Raw genomic sequence first — 21,428 nt, 5'->3', positions numbered from 1 at the left:
GCACCTCAGAGTTTGACGGCTGTCAAACGGATCGTATGGCGGCTCAGATGCCGATGTTTGCGTTTCCGAAAACAATTTCGTTGCAGCGCGGCAACACGCAGGGTATCGGCGTCACACTGGGCGGCGTGGTGCCGCGGCTCTCTGGGCCGGCGACCGCGGTGCTTGCAGAACGGTCCTGCCGATCGCCAGGGTGTCGGCGCTGGTGTGGTTGGTAGCGGCCGGACCGCTAGTGCCGCGCGTGCACCTCGACGCGGTGTAGGTCGTCGCCGAGTTCGATCTGACCGCTGAACTCGGTGGCGGCCAGCGCCCGCCACTGCTCCTCTTGGCCCGGCATGGGAGCCGGCACATAGTGCGTCAGCACCAGCGTGGCCACCCCGGCCCTGGCCGCGGTTGCCGCCGCTTCCTGCACCGAAGAGTGATAATCGCAGACGTCCTGGATGCGCTGTTGTGGCACATTGGCGAGGATGTCCTTACGGATCACGGTGTGTACCAAGGCATCCGCACCGGCAGTCAGGGCATCCAGGCTGGCGCAGGGCAGGGTGTCACCGGCCAGGACCACCGAGGCGCCGCCGGCTTCGACCCGGAATCCGATCGTCGGCGCGACGGGCCGGTGATCGGTGGGGGCCACCCGGATCGTGACTCCGTCGCGGTCCCACACTGTGCCCTTGGTGTGTTCGTGGACTTCGATTGGTGGCGGCGTGTTCAAGTCGGCGTGATGGGCGATCCGATAGCCGATGTCGTGTCCGAATGCCTTTAGCGTCGCCTCCACCGTCTCGGCCGTGCCCGGCGGGCCGATCACCTGCAGCGGCGCCGGATCCGGCGCGAAGTTGGTGACCCAACTCGTGATCAGCAGGTCGCCGAGCTCGGCGATGTGATCGCTGTGCAGATGGGTGAGCAGTAGCGCCGACAATCCGGCTGCCCCTACTCCGACTGCTGCCGCGCGTTGCAAAACGCCGCGCCCGCAATCCACGAGGAACACCTGTCCGCCCGCCCGTACCAGCGTCGACGGGCCCGCCCGGTTGGGGTCGGGGATAGGGCTCCCGGTTCCGAGCAACGTGATCTCGATCATGGCCATAATCCTTACCCGGTTGCGGCATTGGCGACGCGTCCGGGTGTTGGCTTTCCCGCCGCGCGAACTAGCCGTAGCCTGGTGTGAAGCGGCTCACAACCGACGGGAGGGCTTGATGCGGATCGCGGATGTCTTGCGGCATAAGGGCGCGGCGGTGGTGACGATCAACCCTGACGCGACGGTCCGGGAGCTGCTCGCCGGCCTGGCCGAGCAGAACATCGGCGCCATGGTCGTGGTCGGCGACGAAGGGGTGGTCGGCATCGTGTCGGAACGCGATGTGGTGCGCCAGCTGCATACGCATGGCGCCAGCGTCCTGTCGCGCCCCGTCTCGAAGATCATGACCAGTGCCGTCGCCACGTGCACGAAATCCGACACGGTCGACCGAATCAGCGTCCTGATGACGCAGAACCGGGTGCGGCACGTGCCGGTGCTCGACGGCAAGAAGTTGATTGGCATCGTCAGCATCGGTGATGTCGTGAAGACCCGGATGGGTGAACTCGAGGCCGAGCAGCAGCAGCTGCAGTCCTATATCACTCAAGGCTGATTCTTCCCCGCGACCGTAACCACACTGCGAAATCCGACGCCGAAGATCGCAGTCCGGTTATGCTCGCGGCGCAACGCCAAGCCCTACCGCCACGAGTATTCGGCGCGTAGTCGGGCGGCCACCAGTTCGAAGGTCTCGCGATCCAGAATCGCACCCTCGCGGCGGATGCTTTCCTCCGGCACGTCGAGCACGCGGTCCAGTCGCACCCAGCTCTGTTTGCCCTCGTAATCCCAATCGCCAGAACCGATCCCAACCCAGTCCCGGTCATTAGCGTGGTGTTCTCGACTGGACAGCATCAGCCCCAGCAGGACGCTACGGTCCCGACCCACCACTAGCACCGGTCGATCCTTGCCACGGGTGGGATCGTCTTCGTAGACGACCCACGTCCACACGATCTCCCCGGGATCGGCCCGCCCATCCAGATCCGGGGCATAGACCAGTTTTCGGGCCCGCTGGGCGGTCGGGAAGCTGGTGCTGGTCACTGGGCGACCCGCGGTAATCTCTGCGGGCGGTGACGGGACAGCCGAGACCATGATGTTGGCGGTGACCTTGACGGCTTGCTGGATGGTCCGCAGTGTGTTCTGGGTGTTCTGTATCTGACGGACAAGCTTGGGACCCTCGTTGAACACGAGGTTTTCCGCGAAACGCTGGAACGTCTTCCACTGTGACTTCCTGGCAGACGCCATGTTCGCAGCATAGACGCGATCGGCCGAGCGCGATTGGGTCGCCAGTGCCCGACACCGATACGCTGGACATCCGTAAACGCCCGCTCCAGGAGATTCCCATCAGCAGTTTTGCCGACAAGACCTTCACCCCGCCGGCGCAGATTCGGAACTTCTGCATCATCGCTCACATCGACCATGGCAAGTCGACGCTGGCCGACCGAATGCTGCAGCTGACCGGGGTGGTCGACGAGCGCTCGATGCGGGCTCAGTACCTGGACCGGATGGACATCGAGCGGGAACGTGGCATCACCATCAAGGCCCAGAACGTGCGGTTGCCGTGGCGGGTGGACGAAACCGATTACGTGTTGCACCTCATCGACACCCCAGGACACGTCGACTTCACCTACGAGGTGTCCCGCGCGCTGGAGGCCTGCGAAGGCGCGGTGCTACTGGTCGATGCCGCCCAAGGCATCGAGGCGCAGACGCTGGCGAACCTCTACTTGGCGCTGGACCGCGACCTGCACATCATCCCGGTGCTCAACAAGATCGACCTGCCGGCCGCCGACCCGGATCGCTATGCGGGCGAGATCGCCCACATCATCGGCTGTGAGCCAAGTGACGTGCTGCGCGTGTCCGGCAAGACCGGCGAAGGCGTGGCCGATCTACTCGATCACGTCGTGCATGAAGTTCCGCCCCCGCAAGGCGATGCCGACGCGCCCACCCGGGCCATGATCTTCGACTCCGTCTACGACATTTACCGCGGCGTGGTGACCTACGTGCGCGTGGTCGACGGCAAAATCAGCCCGCGTGAGCGGATCGCAATGATGTCCACCGGCGCCACCCACGAACTGCTCGAGGTCGGTATCGTCTCGCCCGAACCGAAGGCCAGCGCGGGCCTGGGCGTCGGGGAGGTGGGTTACCTGATCACCGGCGTCAAGGACGTGCGTCAATCCAAGGTCGGTGACACCGTGACCACCGCCCGCCACGGCGCAACCGAAGCGCTTACCGGCTACCGCGAACCGAAACCGATGGTCTACTCCGGGCTGTATCCCGTTGACGGGTCGGACTATCCGAACCTGCGCGACGCCCTGGACAAGCTGCAGCTCAACGATGCCGCCCTGACGTATGAGCCGGAAACCTCGGTGGCGCTGGGTTTTGGATTCCGATGCGGCTTCCTGGGTCTGCTGCATATGGAGATCACCCGGGAGCGCTTGGAACGCGAGTTCGACCTGGACCTGATCTCGACGTCGCCGAACGTCGTGTACCGAGTCGTAAAAGAAGACGGCATCGAAATGCAGGTGACCAACCCGTCGGATTGGCCGGAAGGCAAGATCCGCACCGTGTATGAGCCCGTCGTCAAGACCACCATCATCGCGCCCAGTGAGTTCATCGGCACGATCATGGAGCTGTGCCAGTCGCGTCGCGGCGAGCTGGGCGGCATGGACTATCTGTCGCCGGAGCGGGTGGAACTGCGCTACACAATGCCGTTGGGGGAGATCATCTTTGACTTCTTCGACTCGCTGAAATCACGCACCCGCGGTTACGCCAGCCTTGACTACGAGGAGGCGGGCGAGCAGGAGGCTCAACTGGTCAAGGTCGACATCCTGCTGCAGGGCGAGGCGGTCGATGCGTTCTCCGCGATTGTCCACAAGGATTCGGCGTTCGCCTACGGCAACAAGATGACGACCAAGCTCAAGGAGCTGATTCCACGCCAGCAGTTCGAGGTTCCGGTGCAGGCTGCCATCGGATCGAAAATCATTGCACGCGAGAATATCCGGGCGATCCGCAAGGACGTGCTATCCAAGTGCTACGGCGGTGACATCACGCGGAAGCGCAAACTTCTGGAGAAGCAGAAGGAAGGCAAGAAGCGGATGAAGACCATCGGGCGGGTCGAGGTGCCGCAGGAAGCGTTCGTCGCCGCACTGTCCACCGAAGCGGCAGCAGACAAGGGCAAGAAGTAGGAATGGCGCGCGAAACCCGCTGCTGTGCCGGGCTGTTGGTCGTCCTGCTGGCCACCGGGTGCACCGCCGCCATCGCAGGCAACCCGCGACCGGCACCGGGGCTCACGCCGCGTCCAGTGGCCGGGGAAACCATCAAGCAGGTTCTCCTCGACGACGCGACGCTGTCAAAAATTCTCAACCAGCCTTTCAAGGCCGATTCCCACCTACCGCCGCGGTTTGGCGGACCCGAAAAGTTGCAGACCGGGTTCGGAGTGATCACACCTGTCGAGTGCGCCGGCGTCTCGACCATGACGGTGCGAAGTGCCTACGCTTCCGCCGACGTTAAGAATGTCGCGCGCGAGTCATGGTGGAACGCAGGGGGTCCCGCGAAGGTAATCAGCGTCGCCGAGGCTGTGGTTGCGCTGCCGACTGCCGCCGACGCCGACGCCCTGTTCGCCAAGTTCTCCGAGGAGTGGGAGGGCTGCAATGGCAAGACCGTGACCGTCGAGGGCAGCGGTCTCAATTTCGAGGACCAGGTCACCGACGTTCGGGTGGCCAATTCTGTCCTTGCCGCAACGGTTTTCGTTCACTTGTCCGGCACGCCGAGTGGAAAGCGGCCGGAAGCGCGGGCCATCGGGGTCCGGGTGAATTGCCTTGTTGAGGTTGAGGTCACCTTCTTCAGCACCCAAAGTCCCTCGGATCAAGGATCCGGCGATCCCAACACCAGCGCCATCGATATCGCACACGTCATGATGGACAGGATCACTGCGCTGAGTTAGGAGCGGTCCTACACGGGCGCATTGGCGGGCTGGAACGTCCCGGAGCCGTCGGCTTCTTCCTCGGCCCGGATCACGTGGACCACCGCGTTGATCAGTGCCAGATGGGTGAACGCCTGCGGGAAGTTGCCCAGGTGCCGCCCGGTCCGCGGCTCGATCTCCTCAGCGTACAGGTGCAGCGGGCTGGCAAACGACAGCAGCCGCTCACACAATCGTTTAGCGCGACCCACCTCGCCGATCTCGACCAATGCCGACACCAGCCAGAACGAGCAAATCGTGAACGTGCCTTCCTCGCCGGACAGCCCGTCGTCGGTCTCTTCGACCCGGTACCGCAGCACCAGGCCTTCCTCGGTGAGTTCTTCGGCGATGGCCAGTACCGTGTTGCGCACCCGCGGGTCGTCCGAAGGCAGGAACCGAGTCAGCACCACCAGCAACAGTGAGGCGTCCAGCGCATCACTGCCATAGCGCTGGGTGAACACCCCGCGTGAGTCGACCCCGTGCTCCAGGATGTCGGCCTTGATCTCCTCGGCGATGGTCCGCCACTGCTGGGCGTAGCTCTTCTCGCCCTGCCGCTCGGCGAGCTTGGCGCCGCGGTCCAGGGCCACCCAGCACATCACCTTCGACGAGGTGAAGTGCTGCGGTTCCCCGCGCACCTCCCAGATTCCCCGGTCGGGTTCACGCCAGTGTTTGATCGCCTCTTCGACCTGCTTCTTGAGCACTGGCCACAGCGTCTCCGGGACCTGCTCGCGGGATTTGGCGTGCAGGTAGAACGAGTCGAGGATCGAGCCCCAAATGTCGTGCTGCACCTGGTCGTAGGCGCCGTTGCCGATTCGTACCGGGCGGGCGTGGTCGTAGCCGGACAGGTGGTGCAGTTCGTCTTCGACCAGGCTGCGCTCGCCACCCACTCCGTACATCACCTGCAGCGGATGGCGTTCGTTGTTGTTGGCGCCGGACACGTCGGCGATGAACGCAAAGAAGTCGTCGGCCTCACGGTCCAACCCCAGGGTGTACAGGCCCCACAGCGCGAACGTGGAGTCACGAATCCAGGCGTAGCGGTAGTCCCAGTTGCGTTCGCCCCGTGGCGTTTCCGGAAGCGAGGTGGTGCTGGCGGCCAGCAGCGCGCCGGTAGGTGAGTACGTCAACCCCTTCAAGGTGAGCGCGCTGCGCTGCAGGTAGGCCCGCCACGGGTGGTCGGGGAAGTTTCCGATATTGATCCACTGGCGCCAGCACTCGGTGGTTTGCCACATCTTGTCGGCGGCCTCTTCGTAAGTCTGCGGCGCCGGGTGCTTGGTCCAGCTCAGGGCGACGAACACGTCGTCACCCTCCTTCATCCGGGTGCGTGCCCGCGCCTCACGGCCCTCCAGTCCGATGTTGAGGTTGGTGGTCAGCCGCAGCGTCGGGTGGTCGTCTGGTTGCTTGGTGGCGCGGGCGATGGCCTCGCCATACGCGCTGGCCGAGTATTCCCAAGTAGCGCCAAGGCGGTGGTAGTCGAACGCAGGCTCGCAGCTCATCATCAACTCGACGGTGCCGCTGACGCAACGTACGGTGCGCAACAGGATGTGCTCGGCGTCCCAGTCCATCGGGGTGCGACGGTGTGTCCGCGATCGGCGCTCGATGTCATGCCAGGGTCCCATCACCAGCGCGTCACGCACGATGAGCCAGCCGGTCGGCGTTTGCCAGGTGGTCTCCATGATCAGGCTGCCGGGAAGGTAACGGCGGGCCGAGGGCACCGAGACGCCGTAGGGGCCCAAACGGAAATGGCCGGCGCTGCGGTCCAAGATCGCGCCGAACACGCTCGGGGAGTCAGGTCGGGGCACACACAGCCACTCCACCGAACCGGCCGGTGAGATCAGGCAGGTCGTCTCCCAATCGGACAGGAACGCGTAATCGGCAATCGGAGGGAACGGATTACGTAGCGGCGAGCTGGATGCGAAGATCGCCTGCGGCCTCAACTCGAGTGATGCTGGAGCTTGGTCTGTTGGGGGGTCAGTCGGGGGGTCGGCTTGTTGGGCGTCGAGGACCATCCCGACATCATCATCCGTCGACCTGCCGGGAGTCCACCTTCTGCTCCTGCGTGGCTCAGGCTCGATCCACCGATGAAGCATTGATACCTGAACACCGGCGGTGCCCACGGCACCAGCAACACCAATCCCAACAAAATGGCGGCGATGGAATTTAAGATCGTCGCTGAGTGCGCAACGGCCGCCCGCCAGGTCAGCCGGCCAACGCCTGGTCAAACATCACTTCCGACCCAGCCGATCGAGGGGTGGACAACTGAAGCACAGATTGCACTGGCTCGCGATGCATGGGCTTGTCCGGGGTGGCGCGAGGATGGGGGTTCGGTGGGGCGGGTTGCAGGCCAGGTTGATCGCCGATCCCAAAGTACACGCCGACCCGGTGCCGTTCTACGACGAACTGCGGCGCCGTGGCCCGTTGGTACGATGCCCGGCCAACCACATAACGGCCGACCATGCGGTTGCGCACCAGGTGCTTCGCTCCGACGACTTCCGGGCGTTGACGTACGGAGAATACCTGCCGGCTCCGATGCGCTGGCTGGAGCGCCGCGCCCGAGACAACCAGTTCCATCCGCTCCGTGCGCCGTCGCTGTTGGCCGTCGAGCCACCCGACCACACGCGCTACCGCAAGACGGTATCCGCGGTGTTTACCTCCAGGGCCGTCGCAGCGTTGCGGGATGGAGTCGAGCAGACCGCGATCGATCTCTTGGATCGGCTGGCCGACCGCTCGGGTGACTCCGGTGTTGTCGATATCGCCGAGCGGTATTGCTCGCAACTTCCAGTGGCGACAATCGGTGAAATCCTGGGCGTGCCGGAGCGGGACCGCAGGCATGTCCTGGAATTCGGCGAGTTGGCATCGCCGAGTCTGGACATCGGACTGCCGTGGCGCCAGTACCGGAGCGCGCAGAATGGGATCGTTGGCTTCAACTCCTGGCTTGCGGGGCACCTCGATCAGTTGCGACGGAGCCCAAATGACACCTTGATGAGTCAGCTGATCCAGACGGCTGAAACCGGCTCTGCCGAAATGCATCTCAGCAAGAATGAACTCTTGGCGCTCGCCGGATTGGTGCTGGCCGCCGGATTCGAAACCACAGTAAGCCTGTTAGGCAACGGGATTCGCCTACTGCTGGACGCCCCCGATCAGCTGGACCAGTTGCGCGAACGTCCTGAATTGTGGCCGAATGCGGTCGAAGAGATCATGCGGCTAGACTCGCCGATTAACCTCACCGCGCGGGCGGCCCGCAACGACGCCAGGGTAGCGGGTAACCCGGTCAAACGCGGCGAGTTGGTGGTGATCTATCTGGCCGCCGCTAACCGGGACCCTGCTGTGTTCCCCGATCCGCACCGCTTCGATATCGAACGCACCAATGCCGGAAGGCATCTCGCGTTTTCCACCGGCCGCCACTTCTGCCTTGGAGCCGCTCTTGCCCGCGCCGAGGGGGAAATCGGATTGCGAACGTTTTTCGATCGCTTCCCCGATGTGCGCTTAGCGGGTACCGGGAGTAGGCGCAATACCCGAGTATTGCAGGGTTGGTCGGCACTGCCGGTTACCCTGGGGCCGGCGCGATGGACAGCCGTGCGATGAGCGGGTGATCCGCCGATGCGAGCCGCTAACGGTCAGACGCTGACCGGTTCCGCATGCCGCTAAGCCCGCCAACCATCGGCTGAGGACGTACCGCATAGCCGTAGCGCTCCATGACCTCGCCCCACTGTTCATCGACCGTCGCACGCTCCTGCGCCGTAAGTTCATAGGTGTTGGTCTTGTAGTCCTCATGCTCGGCGAAGTATTGCCGCAGCCGCGGTGCGAACTGCTCGAAGCCGCCCAACCCCAGGTGCTCGTATAGTCGGCGCAGCTGCCCCTCGGGATCAGCGATCAGATCCTCGTACCGCATCTCGAAGAAGCGTGACGGATCAACGAGTTTTTGCCCTTCGTCCAACTTTCGATACATGTCGACGTAGGTAGCGAGAACCGATTCCTCCAGCCCCTCGAACGTCGGGCGCTGCAGGCTGTGCGCCCGGGTGAACGTCTTAAGCAGATGAATGGTCGAGGGATAGATCACGTAGGGATCTCGGACGATATGGATAAACCTCGCTTGCGGAAATACGTCCAACAGCACCCTGATTCGGCAGGTGTGCATCGGGTTCTTGAGGATCACTGTCTTGCGACGGCGGAAGTACAGCTGCCGAACGAACCGCAAGAGGGTGTCTTTCCAGGCTTGTAGTTCTCGCGCTGTCAACTCCTCCATATTTCGATACCGCTCGTGCTGACGCGGCCGGTTTGGGAAGGCGAGAGTCAGGTATGGCGACGGCTGGCCCTGCATGCACCACACGAACTCGTCTTCTTGGGGGTGTTGCAGGCTCAAGTCCATGTTGTCCATGGGCCGCCGCTTGGGCACCAGAAATCCCACCAACGGAGCAAACCGTTCGGTGAGTAGAAAATGTTGTGGCGCAATGCATTCAAAACCCGTCGGAGCGGTGTGGCGATCGTCGAGGATCAACAGTTCGTGTAGCAAAGTGGTGCCGGTACGCCAGTGCCCGATGATGAAGATTGGCGGATCTTCGATCACCGTCTTGGCCACTTGCCTGCCGAACGCGATCTTCTGGAACAACCCCAGAAGGGAATTCATCACGCTGATAAACGTGTAGAGGATGGCGAAATGCCAGCGACTCCAGTGCACGGCGCAGCGGTTGCTGATCAGCAAGCGCGTCCAGGCTGAGAAGTTGCAGCCGATCCACAGCGGCGCCTCGGGCGGCTTCATACCGTCGCGCGCGGCGTCACGGCAACGCGTAGCCGGGTCAGGCCGCGAAGGTTGGCGTTGGTGGTCCACACCGGCGGCTCACGCGGGACCGCCTGGGCCTCAATCCGCGCCAGCGGGGTCCGGGGATACCAGTGAATGACATCAAACGGGTCAAAGTCAGTGAGCTGCACGTACTTTCGACGGTGAGTGCCGACCAGCGTCGACTTGGCCGCTCCGGAGCCACGGCATGCGAGTCCGTTAGCGAGCCCGGGCCAATAGGTCCCCAGCAGCCGCGCCTCGCGCCACATCGTCTTCATCTGACGATAGGACTCACCAGTCGCGACGTGCGTGGTGGGCCCAAGCTCGGGCGTGGCGTGCGCGGGCGGGCATCCCCGTCGCGGCACCGCAATCTCGGCCGTGGACTGCGTCGCAGTCATGCCCCTCCGATTTCACGCAACGAACGGTCTTGAACATCTGCAGAGTAGCGGTGCGCTCGGCGCTCGGTGTGCAGTTCGGGAAAGCGGTACGGACCTGAACCTGGGCTGGCTGCTTGGAGTTTCCAGCTAGAAACCTGGATATGGTGATGCAGAAATCAAGATCAAAAGCGATCATGCCTCGACATTGCCTGCCCATCGGTGGATTGTGGCTTGGCTGGGCGCCTGGCAAACTTTGGCGCGTGTTCGGGAAGCGGACCGATCGCCACCATGTAGCCGAGCATGCGCCGCAGCACAATTGACCGGCTCGCCATCCCGATGCCCCGCACCGGTTTGTCCTGGGATTTATCCCCGGCAGCGGCCACCGCGACCGCGACCACCTTGGCGTGGATCATCCGTTGTACCGCCTGCAGAATCGCCGTTGGTACCCAGCGGCGTGCCTGCACCCGCGCCAGCTGCCGCGTCGACACCCGTCCGGAGCGCAGCGGGCCGGCGAGCAGCCGTGCGGCGGCGACCGCGTCGGCCACCGCCAGGTTGATGCCGACGCCGCCGACCGGAGACATCGCGTGCGCCGCGTCGCCGATGAACAGTACCCCGTCGGAGTACCATCGCCGCAGCCGATTAAGTTGCACGTCAAGCAGTTTCACGTCATCGAACGAACTCAACGCGCCAATACGGTCAGCGGTCCAAGGGGCCATATTCACCAGCACTCGGTGCAACGCCTCGATGCCCTGTGCCCGCATCGCGGTGTCGGTACCTTTCGGGATGATGTAGGCGATCTGGTAGTAGTCCCCGCGGTCGATCATGATGGCCCCGTGCCCGGCATTGAAGACGCCGGCGAGTCCTCTCGGATCGTCGTTTTGGCGCGGGAGGCGGAACCACCACACGTCCATCGGCGCACCGAACGCTCGGGGTTCCAGGCCCAGTGCCGAGCGCACTGTCGACGTGCGGCCGTCACAGGCCACCGTCAGTGCGGCGCGCATCTGTTTGATTTCGCCCGCCTGATCACGGTACGTAACGCCGTGTACGTGGGCCTCCCCGGAACCCCGGACCACCCCGGTCACCTCGGTGCTGCGCAACAGCCGGAAGTTGGGCTCCGTCTCGGCGGCCGTGGCCAGCAGTTCCAGGAAATCCCATTGCGGCACCAGGGCGATGTGTTGATGTGCGCCGGGGAGCCGACTCAAGTCGAGGTCGACCGGCTGGCCCTGCAGCTTCATCTGGATGGTGTCGATCAGGCGATGGGGAACCTGGGCGAACCGCGATCCCAAGCCGAGTTCGTCGAGCAGGCGCAGGGTGCTCGCGTGCACGGTATCCCCGCGGAAGTCACGCAAGAAGTCAGCGTGCTTTTCCATCACCGTGACGTCAACGCCGCCGCGGGCTAGTAGCAGTCCAAGCATCATGCCCGCGGGTCCGCCGCCGACGATGAGACAGGTCGTTTCGTCGCTTGCGCCACGCATGCGCCGATCCTGGCATATTGGTTTGCCGGCAGTGGCCGAATAAGGTGAGCTCGATGAACGGGTTCCTGAATTGGTGGGACAGCGTAGAGCTGTGGCTTTCCGGCCTCCCCTTCGTGCTTCAGACACTGGGAGTCATGCCGGTCGTGCTGGCTTTGGCCTACCTCACCGCGGCGTTGCTGGACGCCCTGCTCGGACAGGGAATCCAATTACTGCGCCGCCGCGCCCATCCCGACCAGCCGTCCGGGTAGTGCGGATGCCTCGCTCGCACGTCACGCTGGTTCTTGTCACGCTCGTGGTGTTGGTGATCGCCACGTGGTTGCTGACCCACTGAGGCCGTGCTCAAGACGATGGTTCGGCGAGTTCTGTTAGGCTTCGCGCCATGCAGGCAGCATCGGGTGTTGTGGAGCGCAGTGTGTTCGCGCTCGGCTGCCCGAATGTGGCCGCGGGGCTGTGCGCCGTGGCTGACGTGCACTGTTGTCGCTGACTCCCAACCCGTACGCGGTCTGGTGTGGAGTTCGTGAGATTCCCTGAGTTCTGATCAGTCGCCTTCCGTCGTTACGGGACCAAGAACCCAGCCCACAAGTCCCGCACTGGAAGGTCGTAAATGTCGCCAAGGTTCCGCGACATCCGGCGCGCACGGCGCCTCCGCCACCTCGCCGCATTTAGTGTCGTGTTGACCGTTAGCGTCGGCGGTGTTTCGGCGTGCCAGAGCGGTCCCAGCGATGTGGTCGGCGGTGGGGGGCCGGACAACGCGCGCACGAGTATCACGCTGGTCGCCTACTCTGCCCCAGAGCCCGGCTGGAGCAACGTGATTCCCGCGTTCAACGCGTCTGAGCTCGGCGAAGGTGTGCAGGTAATTACCTCATATGGGGCGTCCGGCGATCAGTCCCGCGGTGTTGCCGACGGAAAGCCGGCTGATCTGGTGAATTTCTCGGTCGAACCGGACATCAGCCGGTTGGTCAAGGCCGGCAAGGTTTCCAAGGACTGGGATACCGACGCCACCAAGGGCATCCCGTTCGGGTCGGTCGTGACGTTGGTGGTGCGCAAGGGTAATCCGAAGCACGTCAAAGACTGGGATGACTTGCTGCGGCCCGGCGTGGAGGTCATCACGCCCAGTCCGCTCAGTTCAGGCTCGGCCAAATGGAATTTGCTCGCCCCGTACGCGGCCAAGAGTGAAGGCGGCAGGAACGGCCAAGCGGGAATCGACTTCGTCAACCGGTTGGTGACTGAACACGTCAAAATGCGTCCAGCTTCGGCACGAGAAGCCACCGATGTGTTCGTCCAGGGCAGTGGTGACGTGCTGATCAGCTATGAAAACGAGGCCATCGCCACCGAGCGGGCGGGCAAGGCGGTCGAACACGTCACCCCGCCGCAGACCTTCAAGATCGAAAATCCGCTGGCGGTGGTCACCACCAGCGCCCACCTTGAAACCGCGGTCGCATTCAAGAACTTCCAGTACACGGCGCAGGCGCAGCGATTGTGGGCGCAGGCGGGTTTCCGTCCGGTCGATCCGGCGGTCGCCGCTGAGTTCAGAGCTCAGTTTCCGGTACCGGTGAAACTGTGGACGATCGCCGACCTCGGTGGCTGGGGCGCGGTAGATCCGCAACTATTCGATAAGAGCACCGGCAGCATCACCAAGATCTACACGAAGGCCACCGGATGACTGGATCTACTTCGGGCCCAAGCCTTACCCCCGAGGCGATCCGGCCCGAGCTCGACCACCCTCACCGTGGTGGTGGCCTGTGGCAGCACCTTTCTCGGCGGCCAGAGACCACGTCACTGCGAGTCGGGGTGGCCACGCTGTGGCTTTCGGTGATTGTGCTGCTGCCGCTGGCCGCCATCGCTTGGCAGGCCGTCGAAGGCGGCTGGCACGCTTTCCGGCTGGCGGTCACGTCGCATGCGGCGCTGGATTGCTTGCAGGTGACGCTAATCATTTCCGCCGGGGTCACGTTGATCAACACGGTGTTCGGTCTGTTGATCGCCTGGGTACTGGTGCGCGACGATTTCGTCGGCAAACGGCTGGTCGATGCGATCATCGACCTGCCATTCGCGCTGCCCACGATCGTCGCCAGCCTGGTAATGCTGGCGCTGTACGGGCCGCACAGCCCGGTGGGTGTTCATCTGCAGCACACCGAGTGGGGTGTGGGGGTGGCACTGGCGTTCGTGACCTTGCCGTTCGTGGTACGTGCCGTCCAACCGGTGCTGATGGAGATCGATCGGGAGACCGAGGAGGCGGCGGCGTCGCTGGGGGCCAGCGGCCCGAAGATCTTCACCTCCGTGGTGTTGCCGTCGCTGACGCCGGCGTTGTTGTCCGGCGCAGGACTGGCATTCTCGCGCGCCATCGGCGAATTCGGTTCGGTGGTCTTGATCGGCGGCGCCGTGCCAGGCAAAACCGAGGTTGCCTCACAATGGATTCGGACCTTGATCGAGAACGACGACCGCACCGGTGCTGCCGCGATATCCATTGTGCTGCTGTCGATCTCGTTCGTCGTACTCTTGATTTTGCGCATCGTCGGCGCGCGTGCGGCCAAGCGCGAGGAGATGACGCAATGACATCGTCGCCTCGGATTCGCCATGTCCTCCGCTTTGCCGCACTGGCGTATATCGTTGTGCTGCTGGTAATTCCGGTGGCCCTGATCCTGTGGCGCACCTTTGCGCCGGGGTTCGAGCAGTTCTACGCGTGGGTCAGCACACCGGCGGCGGTATCCGCGCTAAACTTGTCGCTGCTGGTGGTGGCCATTGTGGTGCCGCTCAATGTGATCTTCGGCGTTCCGACGGCACTCGTCCTTGCGCGCAACCGATTTCGCGGCAAGGGCATATTGCAGGCGGTCATCGATCTCCCGTTTGCCGTATCGCCCGTCATCGTGGGCGTCGCGCTGATCGTGCTGTGGGGATCGGGTGGTGCGTTGGGATTTGTGGAGAAAGACCTCGGTTTGAAGATCATCTTCGGTCTGCCCGGCATCGTGCTGGCCAGCATTTTCGTCACGTGTCCGTTCGTGGTGCGCGAGGTCGAACCGGTGTTGCACGAGTTGGGAACCGAACAGGAGCAGGCGGCCGCAACCCTGGGTGCCGGCTGGTGGCAGACGTTTTGGCGGATCACACTGCCGTCCATCCGGTGGGGCCTGACCTACGGCATCGTGCTGACCATTGCACGTACCCTCGGCGAATACGGCGCGGTGATCATGGTTTCGTCCAACCTGCCCGGGGAATCCCAAACGCTGACGCTGCTGGTCTCGGACCGCTACAACCGAGGGGCTGAATACGGCGCCTATGCGCTATCGACACTGCTGATGACTGTCGCAGTGATAGTCCTGATCGTCCAGGTGATTCTGGACGCCCGCCGAGCACGAGCGGCCAACCAGGCCTGACAAGGAGACCGTGAAAATGAGCGCCGCCACGACCGACACTGCGACCACCCAGCGCGAGCACGCGATCGTCGTGCGCGATGCCTATAAGCAATACGGCGATTTCGTGGCCTTGAACCATGTGGATTTCGTCGTTCCCGCCGGTTCGCTGACGGCATTGCTGGGCCCCAGCGGTTCGGGCAAGTCGACGCTGTTGCGCACCATCGCCGGCCTCGACCAGCCCGATTCCGGAACCGTCACGATCAACGGTCGTGATGTGACGAGGGTGCCGCCGCAGCGCCGCGGCATCGGATTTGTGTTCCAGCACTATGCGGCCTTCAAGCATTTGACCGTGCGCGACAACGTGGCGTTCGGGTTGAAGATCCGCAAGCGTCCCAAAGCCGAGGTGAAGGCGAAGGTCGACAACCTACTGGAAGTGGTGGGGCTGAGCGGCTTTCAGAACCGCTATCCCAATCAGCTGTCCGGTGGTCAACGTCAGCGGATGGCGTTGGCCCGGGCGCTGGCGGTCGATCCGGAAGTGCTGTTGCTTGACGAGCCGTTTGGCGCGCTGGACGCCAAAGTGCGTGAAGATCTGCGAACTTGGCTACGCCGCTTGCACGACGAGGTGCATGTCACAACGGTGCTGGTCACCCACGATCAGGCCGAGGCGCTGGACGTGGCCAATCGAATTGCCGTGCTGAACAAGGGGCGTATCGAGCAGGTGGGATCCCCAACCGACGTCTACGACACCCCGGCGAACGCGTTCGTGATGTCCTTCCTGGGTACGGTATCCACGCTGAATGGGGCCCTGGTTCGCCCGCACGACATTCGGGTAGGCCGGACCCCCAACATGGCGGTTGCCGCCGCCGACGGCACCGCGGAATCCACTGGTGTCACGCGTGCCACTGTGCAACGGGTGGTGGTGCTGGGTTTCGAGGTCCGCGTGGAGTTGACCAGCGCCGCCACCGGAGGGGCCTTCACCGCCCAGATCACCCGCGGAGATGCCGAGGCGCTGGCTCTCCGGGAGGGTGACGCCGTCTACGTGCGCGCCACCCGGGTTCCGCCCATTGTCGGAGGTGTATCGGGCCCGCCCAATGATGGCGTCGACGATGCTGACACGGATCGGGTCGCACTGACATCGACGTGATCCGGCTGGCTCGGCGCGCTCGCGTGGGCATCTTCGGATGACGGTGAAGGTGACCATCGCGAGCGTTTGCCCCGACAACACCAGCGGCGGGCCTGCCCGCTACGGCAACCCGTTCGTACCGTTCAGGCCCAACAGCAGTCCGCCGGCGCCGCCGGTGCCGGCTACGCTGCCTGCGGTGATGACAATCTCAGCGTTGCCGCCGTTACCGCCGTTGCCGATCAGTCCGGCGTTGCCGCCGTCGCCGCCGTCACCACCGGAGGAGTTGGCAGTCCCGCCGTTGCCGCCGGCGCCGCCGTTGCCGATCGCTCCGGCCTTGCCGCCGGCCCCGCCGTTACCCCCGATTGCGATGGCGTTGCCGCCGTTGCCGCCGACGCCGCCAGAGCCATAGAGCATGCCGGCGGCGCCGCCGGTGCCGCCGTCACCCCCGATACTCGCGCCGTTGCTGGCGCCCCCGCCGGCTCCGCCGGAGCCGCCGGCGCCCAAGAGCATGCCGCCGTTGCCGCCGGTGCCGCCGTCACCCCCGATGGCCTCGCCGAACCCGCCGGAGCCGCCGACGCCGCCGCCGCCGCCCAACACCCCGCCGGTGCCGCCGGCCCCGCCATTACCCCCAATGGCGGCGCCGGCGCCGCCGGCGCCACCGGCGCCGCCGGTACCGAACAGCGCGCCGACGTTGGGGAGCGTGCCAGCGTTGCCGCCTGCCCCGCCATCTCCGGCGACAGTGCCGGCGCCGCCGGCGCCGCCGGCGCCGCCACCGTTGAACGCGCCGCCGGCCCCGCCGGCACCGCCGTCACCCCCGAACGCCACCGCGGATCCACCGGCCCCGCCGGCGCCGCCGATGCCGAACAGCCCGCCGGCCCCGCCGGCTCCGCCGACCCCGCCGCGGCCCGTCCCAGCTAAATCGCTGGCACCGCCCGTCCCGCCGGCGCCGCCGGCGCTGAACAGCCCGCCGGTCCCGCCGGCACCGCCGGCTCCGCCGTTGTGGAGGGCGCTGAGCCCGCCGGTTCCGCCGGCGCCGCCGGCGCCGAACAGCCCGCCGGCCCCGCCGGCCCCGCCGGTACCCCCGGTGCCGGTGGCGCCGAACCCGCCGGTTCCGCCCGCGCCCCCGTTGCCGAAGAGCCCCGCGGCCCCGCCGGCACCGCCGGGCATGTCGGGTGCGCCGGACCCGCCGGCGCCGCCGTTGCCGATCAAGATGCCGCCGGCCCCGCCGGCCGCCCCGGTCCCCGGCGCCCCATCGGCGCCGTCGCCGATCAACGGGCGTCCCAACAGCGCCAGCGTAGGTGCGTTGATGGCGTTGAGCAGCTCCTGCTGCAAGGTCTGCAAAGGCGAGGCGCTGGCGGCCTCAGCGGCCGCGTATGAGCCCGCACCCGTGGTCAAGGCAAGCACAAACTGGTCGTGGAACCTCGCCGCCTGGGCGCTGAGCGTCTGATAGCCCTGGGCATGCGCGCCGAACAGCGCTGAGATCGCCGTTGACACCTCGTCGGCGCCCGCCGCCAGGATCTCGGTTGTCGGGGCGGCTGCGGCCGCGTTCGCCGCGGTGATTGCCGAACCGATGCCCGCCAAATTCGTGGACGCCGCCGCTACCGCCTCCGGCGAAGCGATCAGAAATGACATCTGACACCTCCATATGTCGTGACCAACAGGCCATGACGACCGGACGATCGTGCTTGGTCACCACGGACCAATCGGCGGAGCTGACTATAGCGACTCGGGGGCGCGCCATCCGGGTTTTCCCGAGACATCTCAACATCCTCGCTACCCGGCACCAGCCGACCATCAGATCGCGAAGCCCGCGAGCGGCTGAAACGTCAGGAGCGCGAGTGATGCAGCGTGCGGAATTCAGGCCGCGGTCCGGTCCGCTCGCTCAGCTGCTACCCGATCGAAGCGATCCAGCACCGTCTCGGCAACCAGCCGGTGGGCCCCCAGCGGCGCCGCCATCGGGATACCCAGCCCTAGCGCGAAGCGTTGCACCCGATCCGGCAACCGCCCGGGTGCCAAGAACCATGGCGCAATAATCACCCGGCGGGCGCCGCGGCGCCGCAACTCGTTGGCCGCTTCGGCCAACGACGGCTCCGGACGGCTGGCGAAAGCCGTTGTCGCAGCTGCCCAGTGCGTTCCCGCCAACAGCTTCGGCGCTACCTCGGCGGTTCGTGCGTTGGCAGCGGCGTTCGATGAGCCGATCGCCACCACAAGAAGGCCGAGGGTGCCGTCGAGCGGGGAAACGCCCAACTCCGTCACACGTTGACGCAGCACCGACACCAGCCGATCGTCCTCGCCGAGCACGTTGGCCTGCCAGACACGATGACTGGCAGCGCAGCTTGCGATCTGGTCGGGAATGTCGACGCGGGCATGGTAGGCGTCGGCCAGCAGCAGGGGAGTGACGACAGCCGCGCCACGGCACCGGTTGAGCACGTCGACCAGGGCTGGAGAATTGTGCTCGCAGAACGCAACCCGGACATCTAGGTCCGGCCGCAGGTGCACGATTTGTCGCGCGACGGCCCGTGCGTTGGCCGCCGACCTGGGATCGGCACTTCCGTGCGCTGTCAGTACGAGTGTCACGAGGCGTGCAACCCGCATTCGGTCTTCGCCAGCCCCTGCCAGCGCCCGCTGCGCGGGTCGGCGCCTTCGGCGGGTTTGGCCGTGCACGGGGCGCAGCCGATCGACGGATAGCCTTCGTAGACAAGCGGATTGACCAGCACATCGTGCTCGGCGATGTAGTCCTGTATGTCCTGATCGGTCCACGCTGCCAGCGGGTTGATTTTGACCAGCTTGAACGCCTCGTCGAAACTGATCAGCGGGGCGTTGGCGCGAGTCGGCGCCTCGACCCGGCGTAGCCCGGTCACCCATGCGGAATAGCCGCGCAGCGCCTTACCCAGCGGGACTACCTTGCGCAGTCGGCAGCATTCGCCGGGATCACGGGCGAACAGGTCCTTGCCCAGCAATTCATCCTGCTCGGCGACCGTGTGCTCCGGTGTGATGTTGAGAACCCTTACATCGTAAACGGATTCGACCGCATCTCGGGTGCCGATGGTCTCCACGAAGTGATAGCCGGTGTCCAGGAACATCACCGGTACGCCGGGGCGCACCTTGGCGGCCAGATCCACCAGCACCGCGTCCTGCATGTTGGACGCCACCACGTAATTGCACGTCGCCCACCCGCGGGGCCCGTTGACTCCGCCGAAGGTTTGCTCGGTCCACTCCAGTAGTTCGGTGGCGTTGGCGCCGTCGAGTTCGGCTGCGCCGCGCGCGGCCAGCTCACGCAACTCGGGTTCGGTCTGCCTGGTCGACTCGCTCATCGCAGGTCGTCCTCGTCGGCCCGAATTGCCCACTGCGCGAAGCGTTCACCGTCGTTGCGGTGTTTGATGAAGTTGCGAGTCACCCGTTCAATGTAGTCGCCGAGTTCGTCGCTGGTGACCTTGTGCTGGCGCAGTTTGCGGCCGAATCCGCTATCCAGGCCGAGGCTACCGCCCAAGTGCACCTGAAAGCCCTCTACCGAGCCGCCATGCCCGTCGTCGACCATCTGGCCCTTGAACCCGATGTCAGCGATCTGAATTCGCGCGCACGAGTTGGGGCAGCCGTTGATATTGACCGTGATCGGCACGTCGAGCGCAGAGTTGATGTCCTCGAGCCGGCGCTCCAACTCGGGCGCCAAAGACTGCGCCCGGACCCGGGTTTCGGCAAACGACAGCTTGCAGAACTCAATACCGCTGCACGCCATCAGGTTCCGGCGCCAATGCGATGGACGTGTTTGCAGACCCAGCTTTTCCAGGCCGGCGATCGTCTCGTCGAGCAAGGCGTCGGGAATGTCGAGGATGACCAGCTTTTGGTAGGGGGTGAACCGGATCCGGTCCGAACCGGCCCGCTCGGCCAGCTCCGCCACCGCCGTCAGGATGGTGCCGGACACCCGCCCGGCGATAGGGGCAGCGCCGACCGCGTTGCGCCCGTTCTTGAGCCGCTGCACGCCGACGTGGTCGATCGGATGCTTGATCGGCTCGGGGGCTGGACCGTCAATCAGCGGACGTTTGAGGTATTCGGTTTCGAGGACTTCGCGGAACTTCGCGACGCCCCAGTCTTTGACCAGGAACTTCAACCGTGCCTTGGACCGCAGCCGCCGATAGCCGTAGTCGCGGAAGATCGAGGTCACGGCCGCCCACACCTCGGGCACTTCATCCAGCGGAACCCAGGCGCCGAGGCGCTGGGCCAGCATCGGGTTGGTCGACAGGCCGCCGCCGACCCACAGGTCCAGGCCGGGCCCGTGATCGGGGTGGTTGACGCCGATAAACGCGACGTCGTTGATCTCGTGTGCGACGTCCTGCAGACCCGAGATGGCGGTCTTGTACTTGCGCGGCAGGTCGGCGAAGTCGGGCTTGCCGATGTAGCGGCGCACGATCTCCTCGATCGCCCAGGTTGGATCGAGCACCTCGTCGAGCGACTCACCGGCCAGTGGCGAACCCAGCACCACACGAGGGCAGTCGCCGCATGCCTCGGTGGTCTGCAGGCCAACTTCGTCGAGCCGGCGCCAGATCTCGGGGACGTTCTCCACCTCGATCCAGTGGTATTGCAGATTCTCCCGATCGGAGATGTCAGCGGTGTCTCTGGCGAACTCGGTCGAGATCTGGCCCAGCGTGCGCAACGCCGCTGCCGAGATCGCGCCGCCGTCGCAGCGCACCCGCATCATGAAGTATTTGGCCTCGAGCTTGTCGATGTTCTCGTCGCCCGTCCACGAGCCGTCGTAGCCCTGCTCGCGCTGGGTGTAAAGCCCCCACCAGCGGAAGCGCCCGCGCAGATCGACCTTGTCGATACTGTCGAAACCGCCCTTGGCGTAGATGTTCTCTATGCGTTCCCGGACGTCGAGCGGGTTGCCGGCCTTCTTCATCTCTTCATTGGCGTTGAGCGGCTCGCGATTGCCCAGCGCCCACTGGCCCTCATTGCGGGGGGCCTTGGCGGGACGTGCCGTGGTCATTCGACGGTTCTCCTTCGCGAACGTCGTCGGCCTTGGACCGCGCAAACACCGATTCTCCGGGCGGCGCAGATCCGGTGGCCAGCTGGAGGTACAGGTGGGCTGGGTCTACGACATCAAGGCAGACAGCTACAGCTGCAGACACGCTTGAGGTCGATGTGCCGCCGCGCTACTAGCGCTACACCCAGGCTCGGTTTGGCGGCGGTCACGGGCCCATTCTGCCACGGATGGCGACCAACCGCGCGACCAGGCCAAATTTCTTCTCACGATGATTAAAACTAGGGGGCAATCCTGGGTGGTTGGGCAAACAGGACCGGGAATGCCCTGAGAAATTCGGTGTCG

At 65.0% G+C, this 21,428-nt stretch carries 18 protein-coding genes and 2 pseudogenes; 9 read left to right on the top strand and 11 right to left on the bottom strand.

The window, feature by feature from the left end; all coding sequences use genetic code 11:
• Nucleotides 1-226: 226 nt before the first annotated feature.
• The gene (locus tag AADZ78_RS17960; protein ID WP_085252919.1) at nucleotides 227-1,069 is read right to left on the bottom strand and encodes a ribonuclease Z; all 843 of its coding nucleotides are present in this window, start codon (nucleotides 1,067-1,069) and stop codon (nucleotides 227-229) included.
• A 115-nt stretch (nucleotides 1,070-1,184) separates the two neighbouring features.
• Here AADZ78_RS17960 and AADZ78_RS17955 point away from each other — a divergent pair, with 115 nt between their 5' ends.
• The gene (locus AADZ78_RS17955) at nucleotides 1,185-1,613 is read left to right on the top strand and encodes a CBS domain-containing protein (RefSeq protein ID WP_085252901.1); all 429 of its coding nucleotides are present in this window, start codon (nucleotides 1,185-1,187) and stop codon (nucleotides 1,611-1,613) included.
• A gap of 83 nt (nucleotides 1,614-1,696) precedes the next feature.
• Here AADZ78_RS17955 and AADZ78_RS17950 read toward each other — a convergent pair whose 3' ends face one another.
• Nucleotides 1,697-2,299 (bottom strand): type II toxin-antitoxin system PemK/MazF family toxin, encoded by a 603-nt coding sequence (locus AADZ78_RS17950; RefSeq protein WP_085252900.1) that lies wholly within the window; start codon nucleotides 2,297-2,299, stop codon nucleotides 1,697-1,699.
• On the opposite strand from AADZ78_RS17950, the gene lepA reads away from it, so the two are divergent.
• Both lepA and AADZ78_RS17940 read left to right on the top strand, forming a co-directional pair.
• On the top strand, nucleotides 2,278-4,239 hold the full coding sequence (lepA, locus tag AADZ78_RS17945; RefSeq protein WP_139829025.1) for a translation elongation factor 4: 1,962 nt from the start codon (nucleotides 2,278-2,280) through the stop codon (nucleotides 4,237-4,239). The two genes, AADZ78_RS17950 and lepA, sit on opposite strands and share 22 nt — an antisense overlap.
• A gap of 2 nt (nucleotides 4,240-4,241) precedes the next feature.
• A complete protein-coding gene (locus AADZ78_RS17940) occupies nucleotides 4,242-4,997 on the top strand; it encodes a sensor domain-containing protein (RefSeq protein ID WP_085252899.1) in 756 nt (251 codons plus the stop codon).
• An 8-nt stretch (nucleotides 4,998-5,005) separates the two neighbouring features.
• On the opposite strand, the gene AADZ78_RS17935 is transcribed toward AADZ78_RS17940, so the two are convergent.
• On the bottom strand, nucleotides 5,006-7,018 hold the full coding sequence (locus tag AADZ78_RS17935) for a glycoside hydrolase family 15 protein (RefSeq protein ID WP_085252898.1): 2,013 nt from the start codon (nucleotides 7,016-7,018) through the stop codon (nucleotides 5,006-5,008).
• 250 nt (nucleotides 7,019-7,268) lie between these two features.
• On the opposite strand from AADZ78_RS17935, the gene AADZ78_RS17930 reads away from it, so the two are divergent.
• Entirely contained in the window at nucleotides 7,269-8,594 is a 1,326-nt protein-coding gene (locus tag AADZ78_RS17930) for a cytochrome P450 (protein WP_085252917.1), read from the top strand.
• 25 nt (nucleotides 8,595-8,619) lie between these two features.
• Here the strand turns inward: AADZ78_RS17930 and AADZ78_RS17925 are convergent, their stop codons facing one another.
• The 3 genes and pseudogenes from AADZ78_RS17925 to AADZ78_RS17915 form a co-directional block, all read right to left on the bottom strand.
• Complete coding sequence (locus AADZ78_RS17925; protein ID WP_085252897.1) at nucleotides 8,620-9,768, bottom strand: sulfotransferase; 1,149 nt, start codon at nucleotides 9,766-9,768, stop codon at nucleotides 8,620-8,622.
• Nucleotides 9,765-9,905 (bottom strand): annotated as a pseudogene (locus AADZ78_RS29170) (cytochrome P450); the annotation flags it as partial. The pseudogene AADZ78_RS29170 and the gene AADZ78_RS17925, both read right to left, overlap by 4 nt.
• 440 nt (nucleotides 9,906-10,345) lie before the next feature.
• A complete protein-coding gene (locus tag AADZ78_RS17915) occupies nucleotides 10,346-11,638 on the bottom strand; it encodes an FAD-dependent oxidoreductase (RefSeq protein WP_085252895.1) in 1,293 nt (430 codons plus the stop codon).
• A 53-nt stretch (nucleotides 11,639-11,691) separates the two neighbouring features.
• Here AADZ78_RS17915 and AADZ78_RS17910 point away from each other — a divergent pair, with 53 nt between their 5' ends.
• From AADZ78_RS17910 to AADZ78_RS17890, 5 genes are all read left to right on the top strand, one after another.
• Nucleotides 11,692-11,886, top strand: a complete 195-nt coding sequence (locus tag AADZ78_RS17910) for a hypothetical protein (protein WP_085252894.1) — start codon at nucleotides 11,692-11,694, stop codon at nucleotides 11,884-11,886.
• Between the two features lie 356 nt (nucleotides 11,887-12,242).
• Nucleotides 12,243-13,301, top strand: coding sequence for a sulfate ABC transporter substrate-binding protein (locus tag AADZ78_RS17905; RefSeq protein ID WP_085252893.1), 1,059 nt, complete (start codon nucleotides 12,243-12,245; stop codon nucleotides 13,299-13,301).
• Nucleotides 13,298-14,191: a sulfate ABC transporter permease subunit CysT gene (gene cysT / locus AADZ78_RS17900; protein ID WP_085252892.1), complete on the top strand. Its 894-nt coding sequence runs from the start codon at nucleotides 13,298-13,300 to the stop codon at nucleotides 14,189-14,191. Before AADZ78_RS17905 ends, cysT begins: the two co-directional genes overlap by 4 nt.
• Nucleotides 14,188-15,006, top strand: a complete 819-nt coding sequence (gene cysW / locus AADZ78_RS17895) for a sulfate ABC transporter permease subunit CysW (RefSeq protein WP_085252891.1) — start codon at nucleotides 14,188-14,190, stop codon at nucleotides 15,004-15,006. The genes cysT and cysW overlap by 4 nt, the downstream gene beginning before the upstream one ends.
• Before the next feature lie 16 nt (nucleotides 15,007-15,022).
• Nucleotides 15,023-16,129: a sulfate/molybdate ABC transporter ATP-binding protein gene (locus tag AADZ78_RS17890; protein ID WP_085252890.1), complete on the top strand. Its 1,107-nt coding sequence runs from the start codon at nucleotides 15,023-15,025 to the stop codon at nucleotides 16,127-16,129.
• Nucleotides 16,130-17,203: 1,074 nt separating this feature from the next.
• Here the strand turns inward: AADZ78_RS17890 and AADZ78_RS17885 are convergent.
• The 5 genes and pseudogenes from AADZ78_RS17885 to AADZ78_RS29165 all read right to left on the bottom strand — a co-directional run.
• Nucleotides 17,204-17,740 (bottom strand): annotated as a pseudogene (locus AADZ78_RS17885) (PE family protein); the annotation flags it as partial.
• 225 nt (nucleotides 17,741-17,965) lie between these two features.
• Nucleotides 17,966-18,703 (bottom strand): sirohydrochlorin chelatase, encoded by a 738-nt coding sequence (locus AADZ78_RS17880; protein WP_085252567.1) that lies wholly within the window; start codon nucleotides 18,701-18,703, stop codon nucleotides 17,966-17,968.
• Entirely contained in the window at nucleotides 18,682-19,422 is a 741-nt protein-coding gene (locus AADZ78_RS17875) for a phosphoadenylyl-sulfate reductase (protein ID WP_085252566.1), read from the bottom strand. The genes AADZ78_RS17880 and AADZ78_RS17875 overlap by 22 nt, the downstream gene beginning before the upstream one ends.
• Nucleotides 19,419-21,089: a nitrite/sulfite reductase gene (locus tag AADZ78_RS17870; RefSeq protein ID WP_085252565.1), complete on the bottom strand. Its 1,671-nt coding sequence runs from the start codon at nucleotides 21,087-21,089 to the stop codon at nucleotides 19,419-19,421. The genes AADZ78_RS17875 and AADZ78_RS17870 overlap by 4 nt, the downstream gene beginning before the upstream one ends.
• A gap of 113 nt (nucleotides 21,090-21,202) precedes the next feature.
• Nucleotides 21,203-21,295, bottom strand: coding sequence for an Ms4527A family Cys-rich leader peptide (locus tag AADZ78_RS29165; RefSeq protein WP_353955312.1), 93 nt, complete (start codon nucleotides 21,293-21,295; stop codon nucleotides 21,203-21,205).
• Nucleotides 21,296-21,428: the final 133 nt, after the last annotated feature.

This window comes from Mycobacterium riyadhense (genome assembly GCF_963853645.1).
Classification (GTDB): Bacteria; Actinomycetota; Actinomycetes; order Mycobacteriales; family Mycobacteriaceae; genus Mycobacterium; species Mycobacterium riyadhense.
This window is presented reverse-complemented; position numbering and strand designations above follow the sequence as displayed.

Coding starts and splice junctions, on each gene's coding strand:
- AADZ78_RS17940 (WP_085252899.1), top strand. CDS start 4,242: ATGGCGCGCGAAACCCGCTGCTGTGCCGGGCTGTTGGTCGTCCTGCTG.
- AADZ78_RS17960 (WP_085252919.1), bottom strand. CDS start 1,069: ATGATCGAGATCACGTTGCTCGGAACCGGGAGCCCTATCCCCGACCCC.
- cysT (WP_085252892.1), top strand. CDS start 13,298: ATGACTGGATCTACTTCGGGCCCAAGCCTTACCCCCGAGGCGATCCGG.
- cysW (WP_085252891.1), top strand. CDS start 14,188: ATGACATCGTCGCCTCGGATTCGCCATGTCCTCCGCTTTGCCGCACTG.
- AADZ78_RS17890 (WP_085252890.1), top strand. CDS start 15,023: ATGAGCGCCGCCACGACCGACACTGCGACCACCCAGCGCGAGCACGCG.
- AADZ78_RS17955 (WP_085252901.1), top strand. CDS start 1,185: ATGCGGATCGCGGATGTCTTGCGGCATAAGGGCGCGGCGGTGGTGACG.
- AADZ78_RS17880 (WP_085252567.1), bottom strand. CDS start 18,703: ATGCGGGTTGCACGCCTCGTGACACTCGTACTGACAGCGCACGGAAGT.
- AADZ78_RS17935 (WP_085252898.1), bottom strand. CDS start 7,018: ATGGTCCTCGACGCCCAACAAGCCGACCCCCCGACTGACCCCCCAACA.
- AADZ78_RS17925 (WP_085252897.1), bottom strand. CDS start 9,768: ATGAAGCCGCCCGAGGCGCCGCTGTGGATCGGCTGCAACTTCTCAGCC.
- AADZ78_RS17870 (WP_085252565.1), bottom strand. CDS start 21,089: ATGACCACGGCACGTCCCGCCAAGGCCCCCCGCAATGAGGGCCAGTGG.
- AADZ78_RS17950 (WP_085252900.1), bottom strand. CDS start 2,299: ATGGCGTCTGCCAGGAAGTCACAGTGGAAGACGTTCCAGCGTTTCGCG.
- AADZ78_RS17915 (WP_085252895.1), bottom strand. CDS start 11,638: ATGCGTGGCGCAAGCGACGAAACGACCTGTCTCATCGTCGGCGGCGGA.
- AADZ78_RS17910 (WP_085252894.1), top strand. CDS start 11,692: ATGAACGGGTTCCTGAATTGGTGGGACAGCGTAGAGCTGTGGCTTTCC.
- AADZ78_RS17875 (WP_085252566.1), bottom strand. CDS start 19,422: ATGAGCGAGTCGACCAGGCAGACCGAACCCGAGTTGCGTGAGCTGGCC.
- AADZ78_RS17905 (WP_085252893.1), top strand. CDS start 12,243: ATGTCGCCAAGGTTCCGCGACATCCGGCGCGCACGGCGCCTCCGCCAC.